Here is a 26,260-nt window from a genome sequence, read left to right as displayed (position 1 = left end):
CAGTCACTGGCATGGCGACACTTCCCAATCCGCTGCCCAAGCTGGCGGCAGATCCGAGCGGGCGCGCGCTCGGGCTTGAGCTTCCTCCGGGGAGCCTGATCGACGCGACGGACGAGGGTCCGTGGCACGAGCCGCTGCTGTGGCATGCCGGGCGCACGGCGTCCTCCGGCAACTGGATGCGGCTGGGCATGCCCGGTGCGCGGGTCGGGCTCCTTCCGGTGCTCGTCGACGTCGGCGGGGAGGCGGGCGGGCCGCAGGAGTGGCTTCTGACGCCCGGCGGCATGTCGTACCCCGGCGATCACGACGCCGAAGAGGTGCTGGCCGAGCTGTGGGACGAGTACGTCGCCGACGCGTCCGAGGACGACGAGGACGACGCCCTCGACGACCTGGACGAGATGCTCGCGCCCCACGGCTCCGACTGGCCCGGTCTCGCCGAGGGGCCCCGGCTGGAGGCCGACCCCGACAGCCGTGCCGCCGAGGTCGCCGACCGTCTGCTGGACGACGGCTCCTGGTTCAAGGAGCCGCGCCTCGCCCTCGTCCCGGCCCGCCGTTCCGCCGACCTCCCCGCCGCCATAGGCTGGACCGGCCCGGTCAACTACGAGAACGACACGGCCGTCCTGTGCTCCGTGCTCCGCTCCTGGGAGGACCGCTTCGGCATACGGGTCGTCGCGCTCACCTACGACCGGCTGGTCCTGTCGGTCGCGGCGCCGCCCACCACCCAGGCCGAGGCGGAGGCGGTCGCCGCCGAGCACTTCGCGTTCTGCCCGGACAACATCACGCAGGGGTACCGCGAGACCCTGCGGGAGTACGCCGAGCACGAGGTTCTGGGACAGCGGGTGTGGTCCTTCTGGTGGGACTGACCTGACGTCTCTCCGCTATGCGGCGGAGTCGGCCCACAGCTCGGTGCTGTGGGCCGAGACGAGGGCGCCGATGCGGGTGAGCACGTCCCCGGCCGGCAGCGGATCGAGCCGCCGTCCGTCCCGTAGCCGCAGTGCCACGCGGTCGTCGGCGGCCTCCCTGGCGCCGATGACGGCCTGGTAGGGGACCAGACGGGCGTCCCGGACGCGGGCGCCGAGACTGCCGTGTTCCGGACCGGCGATCTCGGCCCGCAGTCCCTGTTCGGCGCATCGCCCGGCGAGCGCCGCGGCGTTCGGCAGCTCGGCGTCGGAGATCGGCAGGATCGCCACCTGGGTGGGGGCGAGCCAGGCGGGGAAGGCGCCGCCGTGCTGTTCGACGAGGTGGGCGACGGCTCGCTCCACGCTGCCGATGATGCTGCGGTGGACCATGACCGGGCGGTGTCTGCGGCCGTCCGGGCCGATGTAGTGCAGGTCGAACTGCTCGGGCTGGTGGAAGTCGACCTGGACGGTGGACAGGGTGGACTCCCGGCCGGCGGCGTCGGTGACCTGGATGTCGATCTTGGGGCCGTAGAACGCGGCCTCTCCCTCGGCCGCCTCGTAGGGAAGTCCGGAGCGATCGAGGACCTCGGTCAGCAGAGCGGTGGACCGCTGCCACTTCTCGGGGGCGGCGACGTACTTGCCGCCGGGGCCGGGGAGGGAGAGGCGGAGGCGGGCCGGGGTGATGCCGAGCGCTTGGTACGCCCGGCGGATCATGTCCAGCGCGCCCCGTGCCTCCTCGGCCACCTGGTCCAGGGTGCAGAAGATGTGCGCGTCGTTGAGCTGGATGGCGCGCACCCTGGTCAGCCCGCCGAGCACGCCCGAGAGCTCCGAGCGGTACATGCCCCCGAGTTCCGCCATGCGCAGCGGCAGTTCGCGGTAGCTGTGCGAGCGGGAGCGGTAGATCAGCGCGTGGTGCGGGCACAGGCTCGGCCGTAGGACGACCTGCTCACCGCCGAGGTCCATCGGAGGGAACATGTCGTCGCTGTAGTGCGCCCAGTGCCCGGAGATCTCGTACAGCTCCCGCTTGCCGAGCACCGGCGAGTACACATGCCGGTACCCGGCGCGCCGCTCGGCGGCACGGACGTACTCCTCCAGGGCGTGCCGCACGGTCGCGCCGTCGGGCAGCCAGTACGGCAGGCCCGCGCCGATCAGCGGATCGGTGTCGAACAGGCCCAGCTCACGGCCGAGCCTGCGGTGGTCGTTGTGTTGGTCGTGCATGGCGTCTCCTCGCGGACATCGGGCGAGCGACCGCACGGCGAAGCCCCGGGGCGCTCGCCCCGGGGCTTCGAACCAAGACATCGGTCAGCGCGCCGGGACACTCTCCGGCGTCGTCGTCATGGCAGCGCGCTTCATGCCGAAGACGCTAGCAGGCGGTGGCGGTGTCCACCCGGTCATTTTTCGGCGGGAGCGGGCTCGGCGGACCGCCCGGGCCACCCGGGTCACCGGGTCGTCCGGGGACCCGTAGCGTCGGCGGCCAGGCGTCAGGTGTACGAACGGCGCAAACCCGCCACTCGAAAACAGCTCATTCGCGCATCTTAGGGACATCACTGCCCCCTACATCAATCCCGTTTCGCCCTGCGGACGGCCCCCGGTGGGGCCTAGCATGCGGCGCATGCTGCCCACCGTGGACACGTACGAGGATCTGGAAGCGATCGTCTCGGACGAGACGGTGCTGCGTCCGGCGGCCCTGGACCTGTGCGATCAAATGGGTCTGGTAGGGCTCGCGTTGCGGCGCTTCGACGACGGGACCCTGCCGGTGTACGCACTCGGCGGCGACATGGTGCTGAAGCTGTATCCGCGCCTCAGGGCGGCCGAGGCGATACGTGAGGCACGGGTGCTGAGCCATCTGTGGGGTCAACTGCCCCTGCCCACGCCCCGGCTGATCGCCACGGACGAGTATGTGAACGGCTGGCGGTTCGTGCTGATGTCCCGGCTGCCCGGGCGGAGCGTCGCCGAGGCGTGGCCGATGCTCACGGCGGCCGACCAGGACCGGATCGTGACCGAGTCGGCCGAGGTGCTGGCCGCGCTGCACGCGATGGCCTGGAAGCCGCTGACGGACATCGTGGGCCCCTCGGAGTGGTCCTCGTTCCTGCGCCGTCAGCGCGCGAGCGTGCTCGAGAGACACCGTCTCACCGGCGTGACCGAGCCCTGGCTCAGCCGCATCCCCGGCTTCCTGGACTCGGTGCCCCTGCCCGCCTCCAGCGAACTCGCGCTGCTGCACACCGAGTTCATACTGGACCATCTGACCATCGACATGCGGGGCGGCCGCCGACTGACCGGGCTGTTCGACTTCGAACCGGCGATGATCGGCGACCCGGCCTACGACTTCGCGAGCGTGGGCCTGTTCGTCAGCCGGGGCGACCCTCGCCGGCTACGCCGCTTCTACGAGGCCTACGGGCGCGACCCGCACGACCCGGACCAGTTGCTCGCGTACGCGCTGCTGCACGTGTACAGCGATCTGCCCTTCTATCTGCGGGAACTGCCGGTGCCGCCGGAACCCCGGCTCGACGCGCTGGCCGAGCTGTGGTTCGGCACGAAGGGCTGAGGGCGGACCTTCTCGATGTCGTCGAGGTCCGCGAGACGGGCCGGGTCCATGGCCTCGGGTGCGGGCGCCGCGCCGTCCTGGTGCCGGCGGCCGCCGGCTCTCCCTGAAGGCCGGCGTAAGAAGTCGGTCATTCAACGCGCAATGGGTGGTCAACAACGTAACTCATGAGGCAAGTCGGAAGTGCCCACTTCGACCTCGGGAGGCCGTCCGAACCGTCGTCCGCGTCCCGGAAACCGTTCCCGGGGGACGGCGTTCGCGCAGCTCAGCCGCCGTCCCCCGATCCCGGCGTCCCGAAAACCGCGGCCGATGTGGCGCCCGGGGCAGCGTTCGGCTCAAGCTGTGACCATCGAGGCGTCCGCTCCCGTCGACCGGTCGAGCGGCGGCCCACCCCCAGCTCCCCACGCCGAAGGACCCGTCCCCATGACCGCTTCTCCCGTCGCCCCCACCCGTCTGCTCGCCGCCACCACGTTCGCGCTCGCCGCGCTCGCGCTGACGGCCTGCCAGAACGGCGAGGGCGTACGGGACGAGGGCCCCTCGACAGCGGCGTCCTCCGCCTCCCCCCGGCACGCCGCGGCGCCCGCGGCAACCCCCTGCTCGGGCAGCCGCACGAGAACGACGGCGACCGCGGTGAGCCGCCCCGCGAACCGTCTGCTGCTGCGGCTGACCAACACGGGCACCGCGAACTGCACCCTCACCGGCTACCCGAGAGCCCGCTTCGGCGAGGAGTCCTCGGCCGTGCAGCCCGCCGAGGAGACCAGGCCGCGCACCGCCCTCACCCTCTCCCCGGGCGAGTCCGCCTACGCGGGCGTGGTCCTGTCGTCGGCGGACGGCAGCGCTGCGCACGCCCGCACGGCACGCACCCTCACCCTGACCCTGCCCGCGGGCCCCGCCGCCCACCCGCCGCTCCCGGCGCGCGGCGTCCATGTCGACGACGCCATGACGGTGACGTACTGGCTCTCCAGCGGCGAGGCGGCCCTGATGTACTGAGGCACACGCACAGGGGAGGGGGAGGACGACGGCGGAACACGAGGAGTACGCCCGGCTGTCCGCCCGGCAGATCGCCGCACGGGTGCTGGCAGGGGAGCTGTGCGCTCGCGAGACGGCGCACGCGGCACTGGAGCACATCGCCCGGCTCGACGGCGCGGTGCGGGCGTTCACCGAGCTGTGGCCCGAGCAGGCCGCGGCCCACGCCGCCGACGTCGACCGCCGGGTCCGGGCGGGCGAGCGGCTCTCGCTGGCCGGTGTCCCGCTCGCCGTCAAGGCGACCGAGGGGCTCGGCGCCCGCCAGACGGCCCGTCTGCTGGCCGCGGGCTGTGTCCCCGTCGGCGCCACCGCCACACCAGGCGGGGGTACCGCCTGGCAGACCTGGGGCGCCACCGACCGCGGCCCCACGCTCAACCCGTACGATCCGCGCTGGAGCCCCGGTGGCTCCTCGGCCGGCTCGGCCGCCGCGGTGGCGTGCGGGATGGTGCCGCTGGCCACCGGAAGCGACGGCGCCGGTTCGGTGCGCATCCCGGCGGCCTGGTGCGGGGTCATCGGTCTGAAGCCCACGAACGGCCTGGTCCCCGCCCGCGATCGCGCCGGGCTCAACGTGTCCGGCCCGCTCGCGCGCACCGCCGAGGACGCGGCCGCCTATCTCGACGCCCTCGCCGGTACGCAGACCCTGCCCGGCCTCGCGCCGCCCCGACGGCCGCTGCGGACGGCCTGGTCGGCCACGCTGGGCTTCGCGGACACGGCCCGGCGGATCGCCGTCCGCGCCCGCGCCTGCCTGGAGGACCTGGCCGCCGCGGACGCGGTCGCCCCGAGGGACGTCCCGCTGCAACTGCCCGACCCGGCAGCCTGCTGGACCGCGCTGCGCGGTGGCAAGGACAGTGGTGAGGCGACCCGTGCGGCAGCGACCCGAACCGCCCTGCTGCACGCGCTGGACGGCCTCTTCGCCGCGTACGACATCCTCGCCACGCCGACGACGCCCCGTCCCCCGCACGGACACCAGGGGCCCGGAACGGGCATGAGCGTCGCTCTGACGTGGGCCTTCAACATCACGGGGCACCCCGCGATCAGCATTCCCGCGGGGTGTACCGAGGCGGGCGAGCCGGTCGGACTCCAGCTGATCGCCCCGCCGGGACGGGAGTCCGACCTCCTGGCCGTCGCCCTGCGCGCCGGGGCGCTGCCGACTAGCTCAGCTTCCGTGCGGCCTCGACGGCCCAGTACGTGAGGATGGAGCGCGCGCCCGCCCGCTTGATGCCGGTCAGCGTCTCCAGGATGGCCCGGTCCCGGTCGATCCAGCCCTTCTCGGCGGCGGCCTCGATCATCGAGTACTCGCCGGAGATCTGGTACGCGGCCACGGGCACGTCGACCGCGTCCGCGACCCTCGCCAGGACGTCGAGGTAGGGCCCGGCCGGCTTGACCATCACCATGTCGGCGCCCTCCTCGAGGTCCAGGGCCAGCTCCCGCAGCGACTCACGCCAGTTGGCGGGGTCCTGCTGGTAGGTCTTCCGGTCGCCCTGGAGCGAGGATCCGACGGCCTCGCGGAACGGGCCGTAGAAGGCGGAGGAGTACTTGACGGTGTAGGCGAGGACGGCGACGTCCTCCTGGCCGATCTGGTCGAGGGCGTCCCGGACGACCCCGATCTGACCGTCCATCATGCCGCTGGGCCCGACCACATGGGCGCCCGCGTCGGCCTGGACCTGGGCCATCTCGGCGTACCGCTCCAGGGTGGCGTCGTTGTCCACGCGGCCCTTCGCGTCGAGCACTCCGCAGTGCCCGTGGTCGGTGAACTCGTCCAGGCACAGGTCGGACATGACGAGCAGGTCGTCCCCGACCTCGGCCCGCACGTCCCGGAGGGCGACCTGGAGAATTCCGTCCGGATCGGTCCCGGCGGTGCCGAGCGCGTCCTTCTTCGACTCCTCCGGCACGCCGAAGAGCATGATCCCGGAGATCCCGGCCTCCACGGCCTCCGCGGCCGCCTTCTTCAGGCTGTCCCGGGTGTGCTGGACGACCCCGGGCATGGCCTCGATCGGCACCGGCTCGCTGACGCCCTCCCGCACGAACGCGGGGAGGATGAAGTCGGCGGGGTGCAGACGGGTCTCGGCGACCATGCGCCGCATGACAGGCGTCGTCCGCAGTCGACGGGGACGCGTACCGGGGAAGGAACCGTACTTCGTCATGACTTCTACGCTACGCCCGGCCCGTACCCCCTTTTGCCGACGCCCTGTCGACCGCGCACCCCGGCGCCCCTCCCCCGCCGGCGCCGCCGCCCGCGCTCAGCCCAGCGCTTGCGCCCGGTCATACGGCTCCTCGGCTACGGCTCTCGCTTGCAATCCGGACCCACGGTCCGAATTTTTCATTGAAGCGGACCGCCGGTCCGCATCGTATGGGACGGAGACACCCATGCCCGCGACCACCCCCACCGCACCGGCGGAGCTGTACCGCCACGGCCTGCGCCTGCTGCTGGACAAGAACATCGGCGACTGGATCGGCCTGTGGGCCGAGGACGGCGTGATGGAGTTCCCCTTCGCCCCCCAGGGCCGGCCCCGGCGCCTGGAGGGCCGGGAGGCCGTCGCCGCGCACATGCGCGCCTACCCCGACCACATCGACCTGCACGACTTTCCCGAGCTGCGCATCCACGAGACCACCGACCCCGCGACCGTCGTGGTCGAGATGCGCGGCGTGGGCCGCCTGGTGCGGACCGCGCGCCCTTCGACATGACCTACATCGCCGTGGTGACCGTCCGGGACGGCCGGATCGCCGCCTACCGCGACTACTGAAACCCCCTCGCCGTGCAGGACCCGGCGGCCGACGTCACCGGGAGCACCCGATGACGGCCACCGGCACCACGCTCGTCATCGGAGCCACCGGCACCACCGGAAGCCGTACCGCCGCACGCCTGGCCGCCGCCGGACACCGGGTGCGGGCCGCCTCCCGGAGCGCGACCCCGGTGCCGGGCGCGACGGCGGTCCGCTTCGACTGGTACGACCCCGCCACCCACGGGGACGCCGTCGCTGGGACCGGCCGCGTCCACCTCGTCCCGCCGGTGGGCGACCCGGACCCGGCGGCGGTCATGCTGCCGTTCCTGGCACGGGCCCGGACCGCCGGGGTGCGCCGCGCGGTACTGCTCAGCTCCTCGGCCACAGCCGCCGGAGGCCCCGCGGCGGGTGCGGTGCACGAGGCCCTGCCCGATCTCTTCGACGAGTGGGCGGTCCTGCGCCCCTCCTGGTTCATGCGGAACTTCACCGGCACCCACGCCCACGCGGCGAGCATCCGTGAGGACGGCGTCGTCCTGACCGCGACCGGAAGCGGCCGCGTCGGCTTCGTCGACGCCGAGGACATCGCCGCCGTGGCCGTCCACGCCCTCACCGACGACCGGGTCCCCGGCACCGACCTGGTCCTCACCGGCCCCGAGGCCCTCGCCTACGACGACATCGCACGCATCTACGCCGAGGCCACCGGCCGCCCCGTGACCCACCGCCGGCTGACGCACGGACAGCTCCGCGACCACCTGACCAGGACGGCCGGGATCCCGGCCGAGTTCGCCGCGATGCTCGCCACGATGGACCGGACCATCGCCGAAGGAGCGGAGGACCGGGTCACGGACACCGTGGAACGCCTCACCGGCCGCCCGCCGCACACCTTCCACGAGGTCGTCACCCGGGAGACGGCACGCTCGGCCGGCGCCGCCCGACCCTGAACAGGGAAACGGCGAAGCGCCCCTCGTCGAGGGGCGCTTCGCCGTGTGCTCAGGTGGTCGTGCGACGGCGCCGGGCGCCCGGCCGCCGCTCGCTCGGCCGCGTCACCGGGTCACCGGCCTCCAGAGCCGCGGCGCGGCGCTTCAGACCGAAGTCCGCCAGAGCCTCCGCCAGCTTGTGGACCGACGGCTCCGGGGCCATCACATCCACCCGCAGACCGTGCTCCTCCGCCGTCTTGGCGGTGGCGGGGCCGATACAGGCGATGATCGTCACGTTGTGCGGCTTGCCCGCGATGCCCACCAGGTTCCGCACCGTCGAGGACGACGTGAACAGGACCGCGTCGAAGCCGCCGCCCTTGATCGCCTCACGGGTGTCGGCCGGCGGAGGCGAGGCGCGGACCGTCCGGTAGGCCGTGACGTCGTCGACCTCCCAGCCGAGCTCGATCAGACCGGCGACCAGGGTCTCCGTGGCGATGTCCGCGCGCGGCAGGAACACCCGGTCGATCGGGTCGAACACCGGGTCGTAGGGAGGCCAGTCCTCCAGCAGGCCGGCGGCGGACTGCTCCCCGCTCGGCACCAGGTCCGGCTTCACACCGAAGGCGACCAGCGCCTTCGCCGTCTGCTCGCCGACCGCGGCCACCTTGATGCCCGCGAAGGCACGCGCGTCGAGCCCGTACTCCTCGAACTTCTCCCGGACCGCCTTCACCGCGTTGACCGACGTGAACGCGATCCACTCGTAGCGGCCCGTCACCAGGCCCTTGACCGCCCGCTCCATCTGCTGGGGCGTGCGCGGCGGCTCGACGGCGATCGTCGGCACCTCGTGCGGCACGGCTCCGTACGACCGCAGCTGGTCGGAGAGGGACACCGCCTGCTCCTTCGTCCGCGGGACGAGAACCCTCCAGCCGAACAGCGGTTTGTTCTCGAACCACGACAGCTGGTCGCGCTGGGCGGCGGCGGAACGCTCACCGACCACGGCTATGACCGGCCGCCCGCCGTCCGGGGACGGCAGCACCTTCGCCTGCTTGAGCGTCTGCGCGATCGAGCCGAGCGTCGCGGTCCAGGTGCGCTGCCGGGTCGTCGTGCCGGCGACGGTCACCGTCAGCGGGGTGTCCGGCTTGCGGCCCGCGGCCACCAGCTCCCCGGCGGCGGCCGCCACCGCGTCCAGCGTCGTGGACACCACGACCGTGCCGTCGGAGGCGCCGACCTCGGTCCAGCAGCGGTCCGAGGCGGTCCGCGCGTCCACGAACCGGACGTCCGCGCCCTGCGCGTCCCGCAGCGGCACACCCGCGTACGCGGGCACACCCACGGCGGTCGCGACACCGGGCACGACCTCGAACGGAACGCCCGCGGCGGCGCACGCCAGCATCTCCTCGGCGGCGTACGCGTCGAGACCGGGGTCGCCGGTCACCGCACGGACGACCCGCCTGCCGCCGCGCGCAGCCTCCATGACAAGATGTGCAGCATCCCTCAACGCAGGGACACCTGCGGCTGTTGACTGCCCGTCAACGACCGCCAGCTGCGGCGTGCCCGTGCCTGGCTGAGTGCCGGCGAAGGGGTCCGGACCTGTGGTCAGGACCGCGACGCTCGCCCTGGCATGCGTGCGCACCACGTCGAGCACCTCGTGCTCGCCGACGAGGACGTCCGCGTTCGCCAGCGCCTCCACGGCGCGCAGTGTGAGAAGTCCCGGATCCCCGGGTCCGGCACCGAGGAAGGTGACGTGCCCGTGGTCAAGGCCGGCGGGAAGGGTGGTGGGGCTCAATGTGCTCGCTCCCCCATCAGACCGGCCGCGCCCTTGGCGAGCATCTCGGCGGCGAGTTCGCGACCGAGCGCCATTGCCTGGTCGTGCGTCTCGGGCACGGGACCGGTGGTGGACAGCTGCACCAGCGTCTGGCCGTCGGCCGTTCCGACGACACCGCGCAGGCGCATTTCCTTGACAATCTGCCCGTCGGCCAACAGGTCGGCCAGCGCGCCCACAGGGGCGCTGCAGCCGGCCTCCAGGGCGGCGAGCAGGGACCGCTCGGCGGTCACGGCGGCCCGGGTGAACGGGTCGTCGAGCTCGGCGAGCGCGGCGATAAGGTCCGCGTTGTCCGCGGCACACTCGATCGCCAAGGCCCCCTGGCCGGGGGCGGGCAAAACCGTGTCGACCGACAGGAAGTCGGTCACTTCGTCGATCCGGGCTATCCGGTTCAGTCCGGCCGCCGCGAGGACCACGGCGTCCAGCTCACCGCTGCGGACGTATCCGATCCGGGTGTCGATGTTGCCCCGGATCGGGACCGTCTCGATGTCCAGGCCGTGGCTGCGCGCGTACGCGTTCAGCTGCGCCATGCGGCGCGGCGCGCCGGTGCCGATGCGGGCGCCGCGGGGCAGGTCGGCGAACTTCAGGGCGTCCCGCGCCACTATCACGTCGCGCGGGTCCTCGCGCTCGGGCACGGCGGCCAGCACCAGGCCCTCGGGCTGCGCGGTCGGCAGGTCCTTCAGGGAGTGCACCGCGAAGTCGACCTCGCCGCGCAGCAGCGCGTCGCGCAGTGCGGTCACGAACACACCGGTGCCGCCGATCTGCGCGAGGTGCTCGCGCGAGACGTCACCGTAGGTCGTGATCTCGACGAGCTCCACGGGCCGTCCGGTCACCCGGCTCACCGCGTCGGCGACCAGCCCGGACTGGGCCATGGCCAGCTTGCTGCGCCTGGTACCGAGCCTGAGCGCCCCTTCTTCTCGGGGGGCGCGCCCCTTCGGCTCACGTGGCTCACTCATGCTCGCCCTCGGTTCTCGGCGGTGTTCACAGGGTTCTCGGGGTTGTCGGTGTTCTCGTCGGCCCGGGAGACGGACGCGACCGTCTCGGGGTCCAGGTCGAACAGGGTGCGCAGCGCGTCCGCGTACCCGGCACCACCGGGCTCGGCGGCCAGCTGCTTGACCCGTACGGTCGGCGCGTGCAGCAGCTTGTCGACGACGCGCCGCACGGTCTGCGTGATCTCCGCGCGGTGCTTGGCGTCCAGCCCGGGCAGCCGTCCCTCGAGGCGCGCGATCTCGTTCGCGACCACGTCGGCGGCCATGGAGCGCAGCGCGACCACGGTCGGGGTGATGTGCGCGGCGCGCAGGGCCGCACCGAACGCGGCGACCTCGTCGGAGACGATCCCCCGCACCTGGTCGACGTCGGAGGCCATGGGCGCGTCCGCGGACGCCTCGGCGAGGGACTCGATGTCCACGAGCCGCACGCCGGGCAGCCGGTGCACGGCGGCGTCCACGTCCCGCGGCATCGCCAGGTCCAGCAGCGACAGCACGGGCTCGGGCCGGGGAGCCGGCACGACCGCCTCGGGGCGGCGGCGCTCGGGGATCCGGCCGACGGTGGCCACGGTCGCGGCGAGCGCCGTGATGACCTCGGTCTCGGCCTCGGGGTCCAGTACTGCGCCGGCGGCGGGGCGGGCGGTGCGCTCTGCGGCGCCCTTGTCCACCCATGCCGCGTGCTGCTCCAGCTCGGCGGCGCCCATCCCGGCCACGGCCGCCTCGCCCAGCACCGAGAATCCGGCCGTGCCCTGCACGGCCGACAGGTCCAGCGGGCAGTCGTCGTCGCTGTCGGGGCCGAGGGGCGCGAGTCCGTCGCGTACGACGGCCGGAGCGCTCGTGCGCGGGGCGTCGGCGGCGGCCGTACGGCGGGATCCGGCACCCGCGGGGCTCGGGAGCGAGGGGGTCAGAGGCCCCTCCACGCGTCCCTCCAGGGCCTGGGCGACCGCCTCGGCGGTCAGTACCAGGCCGGTCGCGCCGGTGCACGAGACCGCGACGTCGGCACGTGTCAGCTCGTCCGGGACCGACTCCATCGGTACCGCACGGGCCACCACGTACGTGTCGTCCGACTCCGTCAAGATCCGCGCGAGGCGCTCGGCACGCTCCAGGGTCCGGTTGGCGATCACGACCTCGGCGACCCCGGCGCGCGCGAGGGTCGCGGCGGCCAGCGAGGACATCGAACCGGCGCCGATCACCAGGGCCCGCTTGCCCGCGGCCCAGGCCGCGACCGGCGCACCCGCCGCCAGCTGCTCCAGACCGAAGGTCACCAGCGACTGCCCGGCGCGGTCGATGCCCGTCTCGGAGTGGGCTCGCTTGCCGACCCGCAGCGACTGCTGGAACAGGTCGTTCAGTAGCCGTCCGGCGGTGTGCAGCTCCTGCGAGGTGGCCAGGGAGTCCTTGATCTGGCCGAGGATCTGGCCCTCGCCCACGACCATCGAGTCCAGCCCGCAGGCCACCGAGAACAGGTGGTGGACGGCCCGGTCCTCGTAGTGCACGTAGAGGTAGGGGGTGAGCTCGTCCAGGCCGACCCCGCTGTGCTGGGCGAGGAGGGTGGACAGCTCGGCGACGCCCGCGTGGAACTTGTCCACGTCGGCGTACAGCTCGATGCGGTTGCAGGTGGCGAGCACCGCGGCCTCGGTGGCCGGCTCGGCGGCGACCGTGTCCTGGAGCAACTTGGTCTGGGTGTCCGCGGCCAGCGCGGCCCGCTCCAGGATGCTCACCGGAGCGCTGCGGTGGCTCAGGCCGACGACGAGGAGACTCATGCCGGCATCACGGCGGGGACGTCCCCGTCAGGCCCCTGGTCGGCGGAACCCTTGGCCGCCGCGGCGGCGGGCAGGCCGTCGGGCATGGCCTCCATGGCTTCCTCGCCCGCCTTGCGCTGCTCGTGGAAGGCGAGGATCTGCAGCTCGATGGACAGGTCGACCTTGCGCACGTCCACACCGTCCGGGACGGACAGCACGGTCGGCGCGAAGTTCAGGATGGAGGTGACGCCCGCGGCCACCAGCCGGTCGCAGACCTGCTGGGCGGCGCCCGCGGGGGTGGCGATGACGCCGATGGAGACGCCGTTGTCCTGGATGATCTTCTCCAGGTCGTCGGTGTGCTGGACCGGGATGCCCGCGACGGGCTTTCCGGCCATCGCCGGGTCGGCGTCGATCAGCGCGGCGACCCGGAAGCCACGGGACGCGAACCCGCCGTAGTTGGCCAGCGCCGCACCGAGGTTACCGATACCGACGATCACAACCGGCCAGTCCTGGGTCAGGCCCAGCTCACGGGAGATCTGGTACACGAGATACTCGACGTCGTAGCCCACGCCCCGGGTGCCGTAGGAGCCGAGGTAGGAGAAGTCCTTGCGCAGCTTCGCGGAGTTGACTCCCGCAGCGGCGGCCAGCTCCTCGGAGGAGACCGTGGGCACCGAGCGCTCCGACAGCGCGGTCAGAGCTCGGAGGTACAGCGGAAGACGGGCGACGGTGGCCTCGGGAATCCCTCGGCTGCGGGTCGCCGGTCGGTGAGTTCGGCCAGTTGCCACGGTGCTCCTGCGGGTAGCGCGGGGCTGCAGGCGGTCACACGTCCCCAGACCGCCCCGTCGAATGCAGGCTATGTCTTTGTGAACGCGTGCACAAAGATGGTGTCCGATTTGCCCGGCCAACGTGACCGGCGTCACGCGCCCTGGGCGCGCCGGTGGGGAACCGGCGCACGGACCCAGCCGTTCCTTTTCTCCTGGGGGCAAAGCCGCCCACTCTCCTCGACAATCCACGCCCCCGAGACCGATCGCCGACGATCCTAAGCGACCCCCCGGCCCACTTGGACTGATCAGTCAGTTTCCGCGGGACGCTCAGCGGGCCGTGGTGAGCGCCTTTCGCAGGCGCTCCTCGTTCACACGCCAGAACGTGTGCTGGGCGCCGTCCACCAGCACGACCGGGATCTGCTCCCAGTACTGGCGATGCAGTTCCTCGTCCTCGGTGATGTCCTTCTGCTCCCAGGGGACCCCCAGTTCGCCGCACACCTTCTCGACGACGACCTGCGCGTCGTCGCACAGATGACAGCCGGGCTTGCGGATGAGGGTGACGAGGCGGTCCTGAGGATCGCGGCCCTTGGTGCTGTTGCTCCGAAAGATGGGACTCATGTCGGCCATTTTCACTCCGGAAGACCCGGGCGCGAGCCCGAGCCCCTAACGCGGGACCGCCGGTCACCGCCACGCCGCCACGCCGATCGGATCACTTCTTTAACGACACGGTCGCGGAGAGTTCACAGCCTTCCAACCTCTCGACTCCGGAACCACCGAACAAACTGGCTATGCTCGCGTCATGGCCGCTCTCGGATGGCTCACTCCCCGTAGGCGCTCCGCCACGGCGCGGAGCGTGTTGGCAGGCGAGGCCTCGGCGGAGGCAGCGCGCAAGACCTCGCAGGACGCCGTGGCCGACAGCGGCGTGGACGTCTCCGAGGAACCGGAGTTCCCGGTCCTCGGCGACGAGCAGGCCGCTGCCTTCTTCGACCTCGACAACACCGTGATGCAGGGCGCCGCGCTGTTCCACTTCGGACGGGGCCTGTACAAGCGGAAGTTCTTCGAGACGCGCGACCTGGCGAAGTTCGCGTGGCAGCAGGCGTGGTTCCGGCTGGCCGGGGTCGAGGACCCCGAGCACATGCAGGACGCCCGCGACTCGGCGCTGTCGATCGTGAAGGGCCACCGGGTCTCCGAGCTGATGTCGATCGGCGAGGAGATCTACGACGAGTACATGGCTGAGCGCATCTGGCCCGGTACGCGGGCGCTAGCGCAGGCACACCTGGACGCGGGCCAGAAGGTGTGGCTGGTCACAGCCGCACCGGTGGAGATCGCCACGGTGATCGCCCGCAGACTGGGCCTGACCGGAGCCCTCGGCACGGTGGCGGAGTCCGTCGACGGCGTCTACACCGGCCGCCTGGTGGGCGAGCCCCTGCACGGCCCGGCCAAGGCGGAGGCGGTGCGCGCGCTCGCCGCGGCGGAGGGCCTGGACCTGTCCCGCTGCGCCGCGTACAGCGACTCCCACAACGACATCCCGATGCTGTCGCTGGTGGGTCACCCCTACGCGATCAACCCGGACACCAAGCTCCGCAAGCACGCCCGCGCCCAGGACTGGCGCCTGCGTGACTACCGCACGGCCCGCAAGGCCGCCAAGGTCGGCCTCCCGGCAGCGGCCGGCGTGGGCGCGGTGGCGGGCGGTACGGCAGCGGCCATCGCCCTGCACCGGCGCCGCCGCTGAAGCGCCGGACGGACCACCACCACCGGACAGACCGCCACCACCGCCGGGCGCCCTACGAAGCGCCGGGCGGGACGTCTGCGCGCCCATCACACTCCGTGACCGACATCCGCCTGCCCTGAGCCGGACCACAGCCGGACCACGAGCGGACCATGGGTGAACCACGAGCGGACCATGGGCACGCCACGGGCGGACCGCGAAAGAGCCCCGGTGGACCGCGGACGGCCCGCGCGCGAGCGCAATCGAGGCGCGCTCAGGCCGATCGGACCGCGGAGGACGCCCGCATTCGCCGTGTTCTACCCCCCACCCCTCCCCACCACTCCCCTCCCGCGCACCCGGCCACAACACGCCCCACAGCCAGACGGAAGACGAACTGATTCGATCAACAATCGGTCAGCGTGCGGCACTTGAACGGGCATCAATCGGTTACAGAAGCGACGTAATCGATGATTTGAGCAACTGGGTGTAGCGCTGCCTGTACTAAGCGTTATTCTCCTCAGACGCAAACCGGTACCCCTCCGTCGCTACGACGGGTGAACGGTCCCGTACTGCACGTGATGGAAGCTCTGCCTCTGGGAGTCCCGTGTACCCACACGTCGGGGTTGACGCCTCGGGCCTGGCTACGCTGCGCGCGACGGTCCACGACCTGTTGCGCGGCTTCGTCCCCACCGCGTACGCCGTCCCCGCCTTCGCCACCGCCGCCCCTGTCGGCCCGTGCTACGCACTGGCCGACGGCAGCGCCGCGGTCGGCGGCAGACGGGGCCGTTCCGGTTCCGCGACCACCGCACGCCGCCCCGCTGCGGACAGTGACAGCGCCCGCATGATGGATCTCGTGGAGCGCGCCCAGGCCGGCGAGGCCGAGGCCTTCGGGCGGCTGTACGACCAGTACAGCGACACCGTGTACCGCTACATCTACTACCGGGTGGGAGGCAGGGCGACCGCCGAGGACCTCACCAGTGAGACCTTTCTGCGCGCTCTGCGCCGGATCGGCACCTTCACCTGGCAGGGCCGCGACTTCGGCGCCTGGCTCGTCACCATCGCCCGCAACCTCGTGGCCGACCACTTCAAGTCGAGCCGCTTCCGGCTCGAGGTCACCACCGGCGAGATGCTCGACGCCAACGAGGTCGAGCGCTCCCCCGAGGACTCCGTCCTCGAATCCCTCTCCAACGCCGCCCTCCTCGATGCGGTACGACGGCTCAACCCCCAGCAGCAGGAGTGCGTGACGCTCCGCTTCCTCCAGGGGCTCTCCGTCGCCGAGACCGCCCGGGTGATGGGCAAGAACGAGGGCGCGATCAAGACCCTCCAGTACCGGGCCGTGCGCACCCTCGCCCGGCTCCTGCCCGAAGACGCCCGCTGAGCCCCACGGACCGCACCCCCCTCCCAGCCGGTCCGGCCACCCCGTCCCGTCCCCCCACCGCCTCCATCCCCCTCCCCCCACCGTCCGGCACCGACCCCCACCGAGCCGTCCCCCCACCCACCGCGGGTCCGTCGAGCCGCCGCCCACTCATCGAGGCCGCCTCGCGACCGCGCTCACCGCACCCTTCGTGCACACAGCGCCACTCTCAACTCACGTTCCGTGTACGCCCGTTGAGTTCGCGGTCCGATCATCCGTCGTCCGTAACCCAAGTGCCGAGCCGCTCGTTGTGCGGGATACAGGCTCCCTGTGGTCACCCCTGGCCGCCTCCGCTCACCCGATCGTGTGTATGCGGCCAGGGCGTGCAACCCTCAGGACCCCCTGGGGAGTCGACCGTGATGACGAGAGGAGGTGCCGCCAGTGATCGCGAACGTATCGGCGCACCGGCGGGCGAACGCCTTCGCCCAGGCCCTGGAGGAGCAGTCCGACGACCGCGGCACGGCGGCCGGACGGCCCGACGGATCGGCCCCGGCTGCCGCGGAACGGACCGAGTGCGCCCGCCTGTTGGCCCTCGCGACAGGCCTGCGCGAGTTGCCCGGGCCCGTACTGGATCCCGAGGTCAAGGTGGTCCAGCGCGCGCGGCTGGTGGCCGCGATGGAGGCCATGCTGCAGGAGGGCACGCTGGGCGAGGCCGCGGATCCTTCCGTACCCGAGCAGCGCAGCCACCGGGCCCGGGGTGCGCACCGGGCCCGCCCCCTGGGGAAGTTGCGCCCGCGTACCCGGCTCACCAAGGGCCTCGCCGCGGGCGGGCTCAGCGTCGGCGTGGCGGCGGCCTCCTTCGGAGGAGTGGCCGCCGCCAGTTCAGACGCCCTGCCCGGTGACTCCCTCTACGGCCTCAAACGCGGCCTCGAGGACGTCAGACTCGGCATGGCCGACGGGAACAACGAACGCGGCCAGCTCTACCTGGACCAGGCCTCCAGCCGGCTGAACGAGGCCCGCCGGCTGATGGAGCGCGACCGCGTCGGCCACCTCGACCACGAGTCCATCGGCGAGATCCGGCGCACCCTGTCCGGCGTCCAGCACGACGCGTCCGAAGGACACCGCCTGCTGCACGAGGCCTATGAGCGGGACGGCTCCCTCGCCCCCATCCAGGCCCTCTCCGCCTTCTCCCAGTCCCACCGCACGACCTGGGGCAGCCTGCGCGAGCGGCTGCCCGTCCAGCTCGGCGACGTCAGCCGACAGGTCTCGTCGGTCTTCGACGCCATAGACCAGGAGGTCGCCCCGCTGCAGTCGCTGCTGCCGCAGGCCCCGGCCAAGGGCGGCACCGGCACACACCGGGGCTCCGGTCCGACCCCCAGCGGCCCCGCCGGCACCAGCGGCGCGGCCCCCAGCAGCCCGGACCGCTCCGCCGACGCCACCCACAGCGGCAGCGGCACACCCGAGCCGTCCGCGTCCCAGAGCGGCGGTGGCGGTCTGCTCGGCGGCAGCACGGGCGGCCTGCTGGACCCACCGAACAACTCCGCCAGCAGTTCACCGTCGTCGAGCAGGAGCCCGTCGACGGAACCGAACGTGACCCTGCCCCCGCTGCTCCCGGGCCTGTTGCCGGGCCTCGGCATCGAGAGCGAGGAGAACAAATAGGGCCCACTGGGCCCGTACGACGACGGGGGCGCCCTCTGCGAGAGGAGCGCCCCCGTCGTCGTACCGGAAGTTCGGGGCAGTTCGGGGCAGGACGCGTCAGAAGAAGACCGACCTGCGCTGCACCAGCAGTTTGTACAGCGTGTGCTGGATCTGCTCCCTGACCTGGTCCGTCAGGTTGAACATCAGCATCGGGTCCTCGGCGGCCTCCGGCGGATAGCCGTCCGTCCGGATCGGCTCACCGAACTGGATCGTCCATTTCGTCGGCAGCGGGACCGCGCCCAGCGGCCCCAGCCACGGGAACGTCGGGGTGATCGGGAAGTACGGGAAGCCCAGCAGCCGGGCCAGGGTCTTCGCGTTGCCGATCATCGGGTAGATCTCCTCGGCCCCGACGATCGAGCACGGAATGATCGGCGCCCCATGACGCAGCGCGGTGGACACGAACCCGCCCCGGCCGAAACGCTGCAGCTTGTAGCGGTCGCTGAAGGGCTTGCCGATGCCCTTGAACCCCTCCGGCATCACCCCGACCAGCTCGCCCTGCTCGAGCAGCCGTTCGGCGTCCTCGGCGCAGGCGAGGGTGTGACCGAGCTTGCGGGCCAGTTCGTTGACGACCGGCAGCACAAAAACCAAGTCCGCCGCGAGCAGCCGCAGATGGCGGTCGGCCGGATGCTTGTCGTGCACCGCGACCTGCATCATCAGGCCGTCCAGCGGCAGCGTGCCCGAGTGGTTGGCGACGATCAGCGCCCCGCCCTTCGACGGGATGTTCTCGATGCCCTTGACCTCGACCCGGAAGTACTTCTCGTACACCGGCCGCAGCAGCGACATCAGGACCTGGTCCGTGAGCTGCTCGTCATAACCGAAGTCGTCGACCTCGTAGTCGCCCGTCAGCCGGCGCCGCAGAAAGGCCAGGCCCCCGGCGACCCGCCGCTCCAGGCCGCCGTCCCGGGGCCGGACCGGCGGCTCCTCCTCACGCGTCACAGGGGACTCGTCCTGGGGACCCTGTGGTTCCTGGGGATCCTGGGCATTCTGGGGCGCCTCGCTGCCGGGCAGCGGCTGCACCTCCCGGACCGCCGCCGGCTCGCCCTTGCGCCGGCTCCCCGCGCTCCGGCGCCGCTGCGGCCGCTGCACGGCAGCCCCGCGGGACCGGTCGTCGTCGAACGGAATGACCTTGGCGTCCGCCATCGTTGATGCGCTCCTCAGTTGGCGCTCTGCGTCGGGGGGTGGCCACCGCCCAGTGCGGGCAGTGCGGCGATCCGGTCCACGGCCCCCGCGAGGGCCTCCGGCGGCAGCAGTCCGGGCCCGCGGCTGCGCGCGAAGTCCGCGAACGTCTCGGCGGTCGTGTACTTCGGCTCGTACCCCAGTGTCTCGCGCATCTGGTCCGTCGACACCACCCGTCCATGGGTCAGCAGCCGGATCTGCTCGGGCGAGAAGTCCGTCATGCCCAGGGTGCGCATCGCCGAGCCCACCCAGGTGACCGCGGGCAGCAGCAGGGGCACCGTGGGCCGGCCCAGCCGCCGCGCGCACTGCGACAGCAGCAGCACACCGTCCCCGGCCACGTTGAAGGTGCCGCTGTTGAGCGTGCCGCGCTGCGGCTCGTGCGAGCCGATCCGCAGCACCTCGATCACGTCGTCCTCGTGCACGAACTGCAGCCGCGGGTCGTAGCCGAGGACGGTGGGCAGCACCGGCAGGGAGAAGTACGAGGCGAGAGGCGTATCGGCGTTCGGGCCGAGGATGTTGGCGAAGCGCAGCACACAGACCGCCACATCCGGGCGGCGCCGCGCGAAGCCCCGTACATATCCCTCGACCTCGACGGTGTCCTTGGCGAAGCCTCCGCTGGGCAGGGACTTGGGCGGGGTCGTCTCGGTGAAGACGGCCGGGTCGCGGGGCGCCGAGCCGTAGACGTTGGTACTGGACTTCACCACGAGCCGCTTGACCGACGGGGACTTCTGGCAGGCACCGAGCAACTGCATGGTGCCGATGACGTTCGTCTCCTTGACCGTGGCCCGGCTGCCGCTGCCCAGCGGGGTGCCGGTCACGTCCATGTGGACGACCGTGTCGACGGCGTGCTCGGCGAGCACGCGGGCGATGGTGGGCTGACGGATGTCGGCCCGGACGAAGTCGGCGCCGCCCAGATGGTGCTCGGGCGGGACCGCGTCCACCGCGACCACCCGTTCCACCTCCGGGTCACGCTGGATCCGCCGTACGAACCGGCCGCCCAGCCGGCGGGCCACCCCGGTCACGAGCACGACCTTGCCCAAGATCAGCGCCTTTCTTCCCGTCCCGTCCAGTCATGGACGTAGCTCTGCCCTCAGCCTGCCGCGTTCCCCGTGTGCGGCCAACTTAGCGGGTTGACGTTGCGCTGTGATGACCGCCTGATGCACGAAGTGACGACAACCCCGTACGTACGACCAGACCCAGCCATTCGGCCCACGGGCCTGTGCGCAAGCGGCTTCCCCGACGAGGGGCCCGAAAAAGGCAAAGGCCCCCCACCGTCGGTGGGGGGCCACGCGCGTGCGCGTACAGCGGTAAGGGCGCCCCTCGCGGGGCCGCGCCTTACTTCTTGTTACGACGCTGAACGCGAGTGCGCTTGAGCAGCTTGCGGTGCTTCTTCTTAGCCATCCGCTTGCGCCGCTTCTTGATAACAGAGCCCACGACTACCCTCGCTCACTTCTCATCACTCGGTGCTGGGCGCCATGGGCCCACACGACCTACGAGGGGCTAGCCTACCCGCCCGAGCGCTGAGGTCGTAATCGAGGTGACCCGGCAGGCCCCAACCGGACCCCGCCGGGCCGCCGTCAGGCCGTCTCCACCCCCACATAGCTCTCGCGGAGGTACTCGTGAACCGCTTGCTCCGGCACCCGGAAGGACCTCCCCACCCGGATTGCCGGCAGATGACCGCTGTGCACCAGCCGGTACACGGTCATCTTCGACACGCGCATCACCGAGGCGACTTCCGCCACGGTCAGGAACTGAACCTCGTTCAGAGGCCTCTCGCCTGCTGCAGCCATGACACACCTGAACCTTCCGCACTCGACGGCCACCGGCTTCCCCTTCCGGTGACTCTTCGTCGTTGCGTGCTCACTCCCCAGACTAGGTGCGGGTGATGCAAGTGGGGAAGAGGGGATGCCATCCGCGGCCTACTGTGACAGACACGCTCGATTGAGTACATAGCGAGTAAGCGGCCGGTAGTAATCAGACCGCACAGCGTCATCAAGTGGAACGACGACGGACACCCGCCCCTCCGCCTCGCCGACGAAGAGCGCCGGATCGTCCGTGTCCGCCAGCCCGATCGCCTCGAACCCCAGCTGACCTGCCCCGCAGACCCAGCCGTGGTCCCCGATCACCAGGTCCGGCAGCGGCCCCCCGGACTCCGCCGCGGCGGCCAGCGCGGTCCGAACCGGCAGCGGCGAGTGCGTGTGTGCGCCGGGCTCACAACCCGTCCGTCCGCGATCCGGTCTCCGTACGAGAGCGACGCCCTGTACGTAATCAAGGTTGTACGTACGTAGGCCGAACCGGGTCAATATGTCGACACAGCGACCCTGCGCCGGTGTGAGCACAGCACATCCCGCCGCCGACAGAGCATGAGCGAGAGCGGCGTAGAAGCCGACCAGCCGGTGCGGATGACCGGTGCCCAGCAGAACCGTCTCCCCGCGCCGCGCGGCGTCACCGACCCGCTCGCCGAAGGCCTCCAGAGCCTCCAGGGTGCGCTCCGGGTCAATCACATCACGGCCGGACGTATGACGAGGATCGGCCGAAACCCCACACTTGTCCGCCATCAATTCGATCAGGTCTATGGCTCCCCATGTCCATTCGGGATCGAGTCCGATCAGTACACGGGGGTCACGCGCAGCGAAAAGCCGATAGCTGCGCAGGCTGTCCTCGCGCGCCGTGGCCACGGGTCCGGCCAGGCCGGCGGCCAGCAGATGCGCACGCAGCGCTCCGGTGCTCAACACTCCAGCGATGCTGGCCCAACCACCCGCCCCGCATGAACGGAATGCAGGAAACACCCCACAGTCGGCCTAATCGTGCGACCCTGCCCGCGCGAGACGGCACGAGCCACGGGCCCGCTACGGCAGCAGGCCCCGCAGCGGATACACCGCCTTGCGCGTCGCGAGCACCGCCTGGTCCAGCCGGTCCGCCGGGTCGTACCCGGCGTCCCAGTCCGCGTGTCCCACCGGCCACCGCCCGTCCGTCATCCGCATCGGCGCCAACGTCCGGGTCCGGGCGAAGACTTCGCTGCGCCAGCTCTCCGGGATCACGGTCTCCGGCTCGATCGGCCGCCCCGCCGCGATGGCGACCAGATGCGTCCAGGAACGCGGCACGACCTCCACGACCGCGTACCCGCCCCCGCCCAGCGCGACCCAGCGCCCCTCGGCGTACTCGTGCGCCAGGTCGTGGCACGCCATCTGCACCGCTCGCTGGGCGTCCAGCGACACCGCCAGGTGCGCGAGCGGGTCCTCGAAATGGGTGTCCGCACCGTGCTGGGTGACCAGCACCTGCGGCCGGAAGTCGGCGATCAGCTCCGGTACGACGGAGTGGAAGGCCCGCACCCACCCCGTGTCCCCCGTCCCGGCCGGCAGCGCCACATTGACCGCACTGCCCTCGGCCCCTTCGGCACCCGTCTCCTGGGGCCACCCCGTCTGCGGGAAAAGGGTCCGCGGATGCTCGTGCAGCGAGACGGTGAGAACCCGGGGGTCCTCCCAGAACGCGGCCTGCACCCCGTCCCCGTGGTGCACGTCCACGTCCACGTACGCGACCCGCTCGGCACCCAGCTCCAGCAGCCGGGCCACGGCGAGGGCGGCGTCGTTGTAGATGCAGAACCCGGAGGCACCACCCGGCATCGCGTGGTGCAGCCCCCCGGCGAAGTTCACGGCGTGCAGGGCGTCCCCGCGCCACACGGCCTCGGCCGCGCCGACCGACTGCCCGGCGATCAGGGCGGACACCTCGTGCATCCCGGCGAAGGCCGGGTCGTCCACGGTCCCGAGCCCGTACGCCCCGTCGGCCGACCGGGGATCCGCGGAGGCGGCCTTCACCGCCTCGATGTAGTCCTCCCGGTGCACCAGCCTGAGCGTCGAGTCACCCGCGGGCTTCGCCCCGACCACCTCGATGTCCTTCTCCAGCCCGAAGGCGTCGACCAGCTTCCTGGTCAGCGCCAGCCGGACCGGATCCATCGGATGGTCCGGGCCGAAGTCATAGCCCGTTACTGCCTCGTCCCACATCAGCTGTGCGCGGCCGCTCATGCCCGCCACCGTATCGGTCCCCACTGGGCGCGAACGAACGGGCGTACACCAGCGTCACCAGGACCAACACCATCGGAACCAGCATGGCGCCGCGGTAGCTCCAGGCGTCGCCGAGCGCACCCACCAAGGGCGAACCGATCAGAAAACCGACGTAGTTGAAGATGTTGAGGCGCGCGATCGCCGCGTCCGACGCCCCGGGGAACAGCCGCCCGGCCGCCGCGAACGTCTGCGGCACGAGCACACACAGCCCCAGACCCAGCAGAGTGAATCCCAGCATCCCCACCCAGGCACCGGGCGCCCCGGCCACCACCGCGAACCCGAGCGCCGCCACCAGCGCACCGGCCCGCACGACCGCCGCGGCCCCGAACCGCCGCACCCCGAAGTCCCCGATCGACCGCCCGAGCAGCGTGGTGACCATGTAGACGTTGTACGGAACGGTCGCCAACTGCTCCGAGCTGCCGAGGGTGTCCTGAAGGTACTTGGCGCTCCAGTTGGAGACGGTCGAGTCCCCGATGTACGCGAAGGTCATCACCAGACACAGCGGCAGCAGCAGCCGGAAGGCCACGCTGCCGGTGTCGGCCCCGCCCTGCTCCCCCTGCGCGGCCGGTCCCTCACCGTCGACGTACCAGCGGCTGCCCACCAGGGTCGCCGGCAGCAGCACCGCGACGACGGGCAGATACGACACCCACAGCGCCAGATGCCAGTGCGCCCCCACCCAGGCCAGCGAGGCGCCGACGATCCCGCCGAGACTGTACGTGGCATGGAAGCCGAGCATGATGCTGCGCCCGTAGGCCCGTTGCAGGCTCACCCCGAGCATGTTCATGGAGGCGTCGAGGGCCCCTACCGTCAGCCCGAACGCGCCCAGCGCGACGGCCACCTCGGCCAACCGGTCCCCGGACCCGACGCCGAGGAGGGCCAGCAGCACCACGGGCTGCGACCAGCGCAGCAGCCGACTGGGCCGGACGCGCTTGACGAGCTGCTCGGTGGTGACACTGCCGACACCCGCGAGGATCGGTACCGCGGCGAGAAAGGCGGGCAGCAGCGCGTCGGAGATGCCGTAGCGGTTCTGGATGGCCGGGATCCGGGTCACCAGCAGTGCGAAGGTGACGCCCTGGGCGAAGAAGCTGAACGCCAGAGAGGCCCTACCGCGCCGCAGCACATCTGTCATGGCGGCGAGCGTAGGGCCCCTGGCTACCGCTGGATAGATCCAGCCTAAGTTGATTTTTGTTCAGCTTTGCCGTTCAGCAGTGCCGTTCAGTCGCGGGGAGGAGTCTCACCGGGCGAGGGCCGGCGCGGGGGCGGCCACCCGGGGCTCGCCCGTCGCTGCCTCCGGGGCGAAGGTCCGGTCGTCCGCCTTCACTTCGGCGGCGAGCATCCCCGCCATGGGACCGGCGGCGAGGGCGCCGCTGACGAGGAAGCCCAGGACCATCGCGACGATGAAGATGACGGTCCCGAGCCAGACCATCGTGTCCACCGGCAGCGTGTACGCGCCCACGATCCGCACGACGCACTCACCGAGCAGCACCACACCCCACACCACCGAGAAGACCCGCTCGGCCCGCCGGAAGGCCGGCGACCCGTTCCGCAGCCGCTCCCAGGCGGCCTCCTTCTCCGCGTCGCCCCTCACGAGCCAGGGTTTCATGCCGGCCGTCATCATCGGCTTGCCGAGCACCACGGAGACCAGGACCCCGATCCCGATCGCGCTGCTGACCCCGCTGTCCTTGGCGAGCATCAGCCGCGGGTCGCCGGAGACGAAGCTGAGCGCCAGCCCGACCACGTTCACGAACAGGATGAGAGACGCGAAGTGGTTGAACTTCCGCTCCCGGACGATGCTCCAGGCGACTCGTACGGCGGAGACGACGCTGCTGAGTCCGAGAGCCATGAGGGTGCTCGTCCCGAGTCCGTCCTTGAAGAGGTAGTAGGACCCGACCGGCACCGCCACGTCCATGATCAGCGGCGCGAAGGTGTTCTTCTTGCTCTGGCGCTGGGGAACCGTGTTCGTCGTCATGCCCTTAGCTTCGCGGAGGGCAGGGGTGTGCCAGTAGAAACGATCGTCCGGAGCTCTGCATGACAAATGTCAGTGCCGGTCCGGTGGCCGGGGTCATGACCGCGGACGTACCAGCAGGTCAGTCAACGCGTCCATGTGGGCGAAGAGTTGCGTGGCACCTATGAGCCGGTCGGCGGGCGTCATCGCGGTGAACCCGTGGACGTCCATGCCGGCGGCCACCGCGGCCTGCACGCCGAGAGGACTGTCCTCCACGACCACGCACCGCTCGGGGGCGGTCCCCATCCGCTCGGCCGCGTACAGGAAGAGGTCGGGTGCCGGCTTCCCGCGCCCCACGTCCTGCGAGCTGAAGATCCGGGCGTCGCCGAACCAACGGTCGAGCCCGGTCGTGCGATGCCCCACCCGGATGCGCTCATGGCTTCCGGACGACGCCACGCAGTACGGGACCCCGTCCGCGCTGAGCTTCTCCAGGACGTCCACGACCCCGGTCACGGGCTTCAACTCCCGTGTGAACGCGGCGAAGACACGGGCGTGGAAGACGTCGTCGAAGTCGTCCGGCAGCCGCTGGCCCGTCCGCTCGTACACGAGGTCGTGGATGCGGTGCATCGCCGATCCCATGTAGTCCCGGATGGAGTCCTCGTACGTGGTCGGGTGGCCCAACTCGGTGAGATGGGCCGCCAGCAGCCGGTTAGAGATGGGCTCGCTGTCGACGAGTACGCCGTCGTTGTCGAAGATGACGAGGTCATAGCGCATGACTCGACCCTAAACGCAGAAAGCCCCCGTACCGAATGGCACGGGGGCTTTCTCAAAATTTGTTCGGCGGCGTCCTACTCTCCCACAGGGTCCCCCCTGCAGTACCATCGGCGCTGTAAGGCTTAGCTTCCGGGT

General features: G+C 71.5%; 24 protein-coding genes and 1 pseudogene. 9 read left to right on the top strand and 16 right to left on the bottom strand.

What is annotated here, in order from left to right:
* The first annotated feature begins 11 nt into the window (after positions 1 to 11).
* On the top strand, positions 12 to 860 hold the full coding sequence (locus ACFYX0_RS36200) for a DUF4253 domain-containing protein (protein WP_388977064.1): 849 nt from the start codon (positions 12 to 14) through the stop codon (positions 858 to 860).
* 15 nt (positions 861 to 875) lie between these two features.
* Here ACFYX0_RS36200 and thrS read toward each other — a convergent pair whose 3' ends face one another.
* On the bottom strand, positions 876 to 2,114 hold the full coding sequence (thrS, locus tag ACFYX0_RS36195) for a threonine--tRNA ligase (RefSeq protein WP_388977061.1): 1,239 nt from the start codon (positions 2,112 to 2,114) through the stop codon (positions 876 to 878).
* Between the two features lie 394 nt (positions 2,115 to 2,508).
* Here thrS and ACFYX0_RS36190 point away from each other — a divergent pair, with 394 nt between their 5' ends.
* From ACFYX0_RS36190 to ACFYX0_RS36180, 3 genes are all read left to right on the top strand, one after another.
* On the top strand, positions 2,509 to 3,441 hold the full coding sequence (locus ACFYX0_RS36190; RefSeq protein WP_355918909.1) for an aminoglycoside phosphotransferase family protein: 933 nt from the start codon (positions 2,509 to 2,511) through the stop codon (positions 3,439 to 3,441).
* A gap of 420 nt (positions 3,442 to 3,861) precedes the next feature.
* Positions 3,862 to 4,428, top strand: a complete 567-nt coding sequence (locus tag ACFYX0_RS36185; RefSeq protein ID WP_388977058.1) for a DUF4232 domain-containing protein — start codon at positions 3,862 to 3,864, stop codon at positions 4,426 to 4,428.
* Between the two features lie 82 nt (positions 4,429 to 4,510).
* Positions 4,511 to 5,656, top strand: a complete 1,146-nt coding sequence (locus ACFYX0_RS36180) for an amidase family protein (protein WP_388977055.1) — start codon at positions 4,511 to 4,513, stop codon at positions 5,654 to 5,656.
* Here the strand turns inward: ACFYX0_RS36180 and hemB are convergent.
* Entirely contained in the window at positions 5,616 to 6,608 is a 993-nt protein-coding gene (gene hemB, locus ACFYX0_RS36175; RefSeq protein ID WP_355918921.1) for a porphobilinogen synthase, read from the bottom strand. The two genes, ACFYX0_RS36180 and hemB, sit on opposite strands and share 41 nt — an antisense overlap.
* Positions 6,609 to 6,831: 223 nt before the next feature.
* Here hemB and ACFYX0_RS36170 point away from each other — a divergent pair.
* Together ACFYX0_RS36170 and ACFYX0_RS36165 are read left to right on the top strand one after the other, a co-directional pair.
* A pseudogene (locus ACFYX0_RS36170) lies at positions 6,832 to 7,208 on the top strand (nuclear transport factor 2 family protein).
* Between the two features lie 50 nt (positions 7,209 to 7,258).
* Positions 7,259 to 8,128: an NmrA family NAD(P)-binding protein gene (locus ACFYX0_RS36165; RefSeq protein ID WP_388977052.1), complete on the top strand. Its 870-nt coding sequence runs from the start codon at positions 7,259 to 7,261 to the stop codon at positions 8,126 to 8,128.
* Between the two features lie 49 nt (positions 8,129 to 8,177).
* Here the strand turns inward: ACFYX0_RS36165 and ACFYX0_RS36160 are convergent, their stop codons facing one another.
* From ACFYX0_RS36160 to ACFYX0_RS36140, 5 genes are all read right to left on the bottom strand, one after another.
* The gene (locus ACFYX0_RS36160; protein ID WP_355918929.1) at positions 8,178 to 9,884 is read right to left on the bottom strand and encodes a uroporphyrinogen-III synthase; all 1,707 of its coding nucleotides are present in this window, start codon (positions 9,882 to 9,884) and stop codon (positions 8,178 to 8,180) included.
* On the bottom strand, positions 9,881 to 10,876 hold the full coding sequence (gene hemC, locus ACFYX0_RS36155) for a hydroxymethylbilane synthase (RefSeq protein WP_355918932.1): 996 nt from the start codon (positions 10,874 to 10,876) through the stop codon (positions 9,881 to 9,883). The genes ACFYX0_RS36160 and hemC overlap by 4 nt, the downstream gene beginning before the upstream one ends.
* The gene (locus ACFYX0_RS36150; RefSeq protein ID WP_388977049.1) at positions 10,873 to 12,666 is read right to left on the bottom strand and encodes a glutamyl-tRNA reductase; all 1,794 of its coding nucleotides are present in this window, start codon (positions 12,664 to 12,666) and stop codon (positions 10,873 to 10,875) included. The genes hemC and ACFYX0_RS36150 overlap by 4 nt, the downstream gene beginning before the upstream one ends.
* A complete protein-coding gene (locus ACFYX0_RS36145) occupies positions 12,663 to 13,430 on the bottom strand; it encodes a redox-sensing transcriptional repressor Rex (RefSeq protein ID WP_355918938.1) in 768 nt (255 codons plus the stop codon). The genes ACFYX0_RS36150 and ACFYX0_RS36145 overlap by 4 nt, the downstream gene beginning before the upstream one ends.
* A gap of 306 nt (positions 13,431 to 13,736) precedes the next feature.
* Positions 13,737 to 14,036 (bottom strand): glutaredoxin family protein, encoded by a 300-nt coding sequence (locus ACFYX0_RS36140; protein WP_355918941.1) that lies wholly within the window; start codon positions 14,034 to 14,036, stop codon positions 13,737 to 13,739.
* A gap of 172 nt (positions 14,037 to 14,208) precedes the next feature.
* Here ACFYX0_RS36140 and ACFYX0_RS36135 point away from each other — a divergent pair, with 172 nt between their 5' ends.
* From ACFYX0_RS36135 to ACFYX0_RS36125, 3 genes are all read left to right on the top strand, one after another.
* Complete coding sequence (locus ACFYX0_RS36135) at positions 14,209 to 15,141, top strand: HAD family hydrolase (RefSeq protein WP_388977046.1); 933 nt, start codon at positions 14,209 to 14,211, stop codon at positions 15,139 to 15,141.
* Between the two features lie 580 nt (positions 15,142 to 15,721).
* Positions 15,722 to 16,495, top strand: a complete 774-nt coding sequence (locus ACFYX0_RS36130) for an ECF subfamily RNA polymerase sigma factor, BldN family (RefSeq protein ID WP_311697457.1) — start codon at positions 15,722 to 15,724, stop codon at positions 16,493 to 16,495.
* 417 nt (positions 16,496 to 16,912) lie between these two features.
* On the top strand, positions 16,913 to 18,130 hold the full coding sequence (locus ACFYX0_RS36125) for a DUF5667 domain-containing protein (RefSeq protein WP_388977043.1): 1,218 nt from the start codon (positions 16,913 to 16,915) through the stop codon (positions 18,128 to 18,130).
* Between the two features lie 96 nt (positions 18,131 to 18,226).
* Here the strand turns inward: ACFYX0_RS36125 and ACFYX0_RS36120 are convergent, their stop codons facing one another.
* From ACFYX0_RS36120 to ACFYX0_RS36080, 9 genes are all read right to left on the bottom strand, one after another.
* Positions 18,227 to 19,309, bottom strand: coding sequence for a 1-acyl-sn-glycerol-3-phosphate acyltransferase (locus ACFYX0_RS36120; RefSeq protein ID WP_388977040.1), 1,083 nt, complete (start codon positions 19,307 to 19,309; stop codon positions 18,227 to 18,229).
* Positions 19,310 to 19,323: 14 nt separating this feature from the next.
* Positions 19,324 to 20,385, bottom strand: coding sequence for an NAD-dependent epimerase/dehydratase family protein (locus ACFYX0_RS36115; protein WP_355918956.1), 1,062 nt, complete (start codon positions 20,383 to 20,385; stop codon positions 19,324 to 19,326).
* Between the two features lie 295 nt (positions 20,386 to 20,680).
* Positions 20,681 to 20,779 (bottom strand): 30S ribosomal protein bS22, encoded by a 99-nt coding sequence (locus tag ACFYX0_RS36110; protein WP_003948845.1) that lies wholly within the window; start codon positions 20,777 to 20,779, stop codon positions 20,681 to 20,683.
* Positions 20,780 to 20,922: 143 nt separating this feature from the next.
* Positions 20,923 to 21,135: a helix-turn-helix domain-containing protein gene (locus ACFYX0_RS36105; RefSeq protein WP_004984898.1), complete on the bottom strand. Its 213-nt coding sequence runs from the start codon at positions 21,133 to 21,135 to the stop codon at positions 20,923 to 20,925.
* Between the two features lie 129 nt (positions 21,136 to 21,264).
* Positions 21,265 to 22,080, bottom strand: a complete 816-nt coding sequence (locus ACFYX0_RS36100) for a phosphatase (RefSeq protein ID WP_388977094.1) — start codon at positions 22,078 to 22,080, stop codon at positions 21,265 to 21,267.
* A gap of 114 nt (positions 22,081 to 22,194) precedes the next feature.
* A complete protein-coding gene (locus tag ACFYX0_RS36095; protein ID WP_355918962.1) occupies positions 22,195 to 23,367 on the bottom strand; it encodes an acetoin utilization protein AcuC in 1,173 nt (390 codons plus the stop codon).
* A complete protein-coding gene (locus ACFYX0_RS36090; protein WP_388977037.1) occupies positions 23,318 to 24,535 on the bottom strand; it encodes an MFS transporter in 1,218 nt (405 codons plus the stop codon). Before ACFYX0_RS36090 ends, ACFYX0_RS36095 begins: the two co-directional genes overlap by 50 nt.
* A 105-nt stretch (positions 24,536 to 24,640) precedes the next feature.
* Complete coding sequence (locus ACFYX0_RS36085) at positions 24,641 to 25,375, bottom strand: VC0807 family protein (RefSeq protein WP_388977035.1); 735 nt, start codon at positions 25,373 to 25,375, stop codon at positions 24,641 to 24,643.
* A gap of 93 nt (positions 25,376 to 25,468) precedes the next feature.
* A complete protein-coding gene (locus tag ACFYX0_RS36080) occupies positions 25,469 to 26,125 on the bottom strand; it encodes an HAD family hydrolase (protein ID WP_388977032.1) in 657 nt (218 codons plus the stop codon).
* Between the last annotated feature and the right edge of the window lie 135 nt (positions 26,126 to 26,260).

It is taken from the genome of Streptomyces sp. NPDC002573 (assembly GCF_042889625.1).
In the GTDB taxonomy this organism is placed as follows: Bacteria; Actinomycetota; Actinomycetes; order Streptomycetales; family Streptomycetaceae; genus Streptomyces; species Streptomyces gibsoniae.
This window is presented reverse-complemented; position numbering and strand designations above follow the sequence as displayed.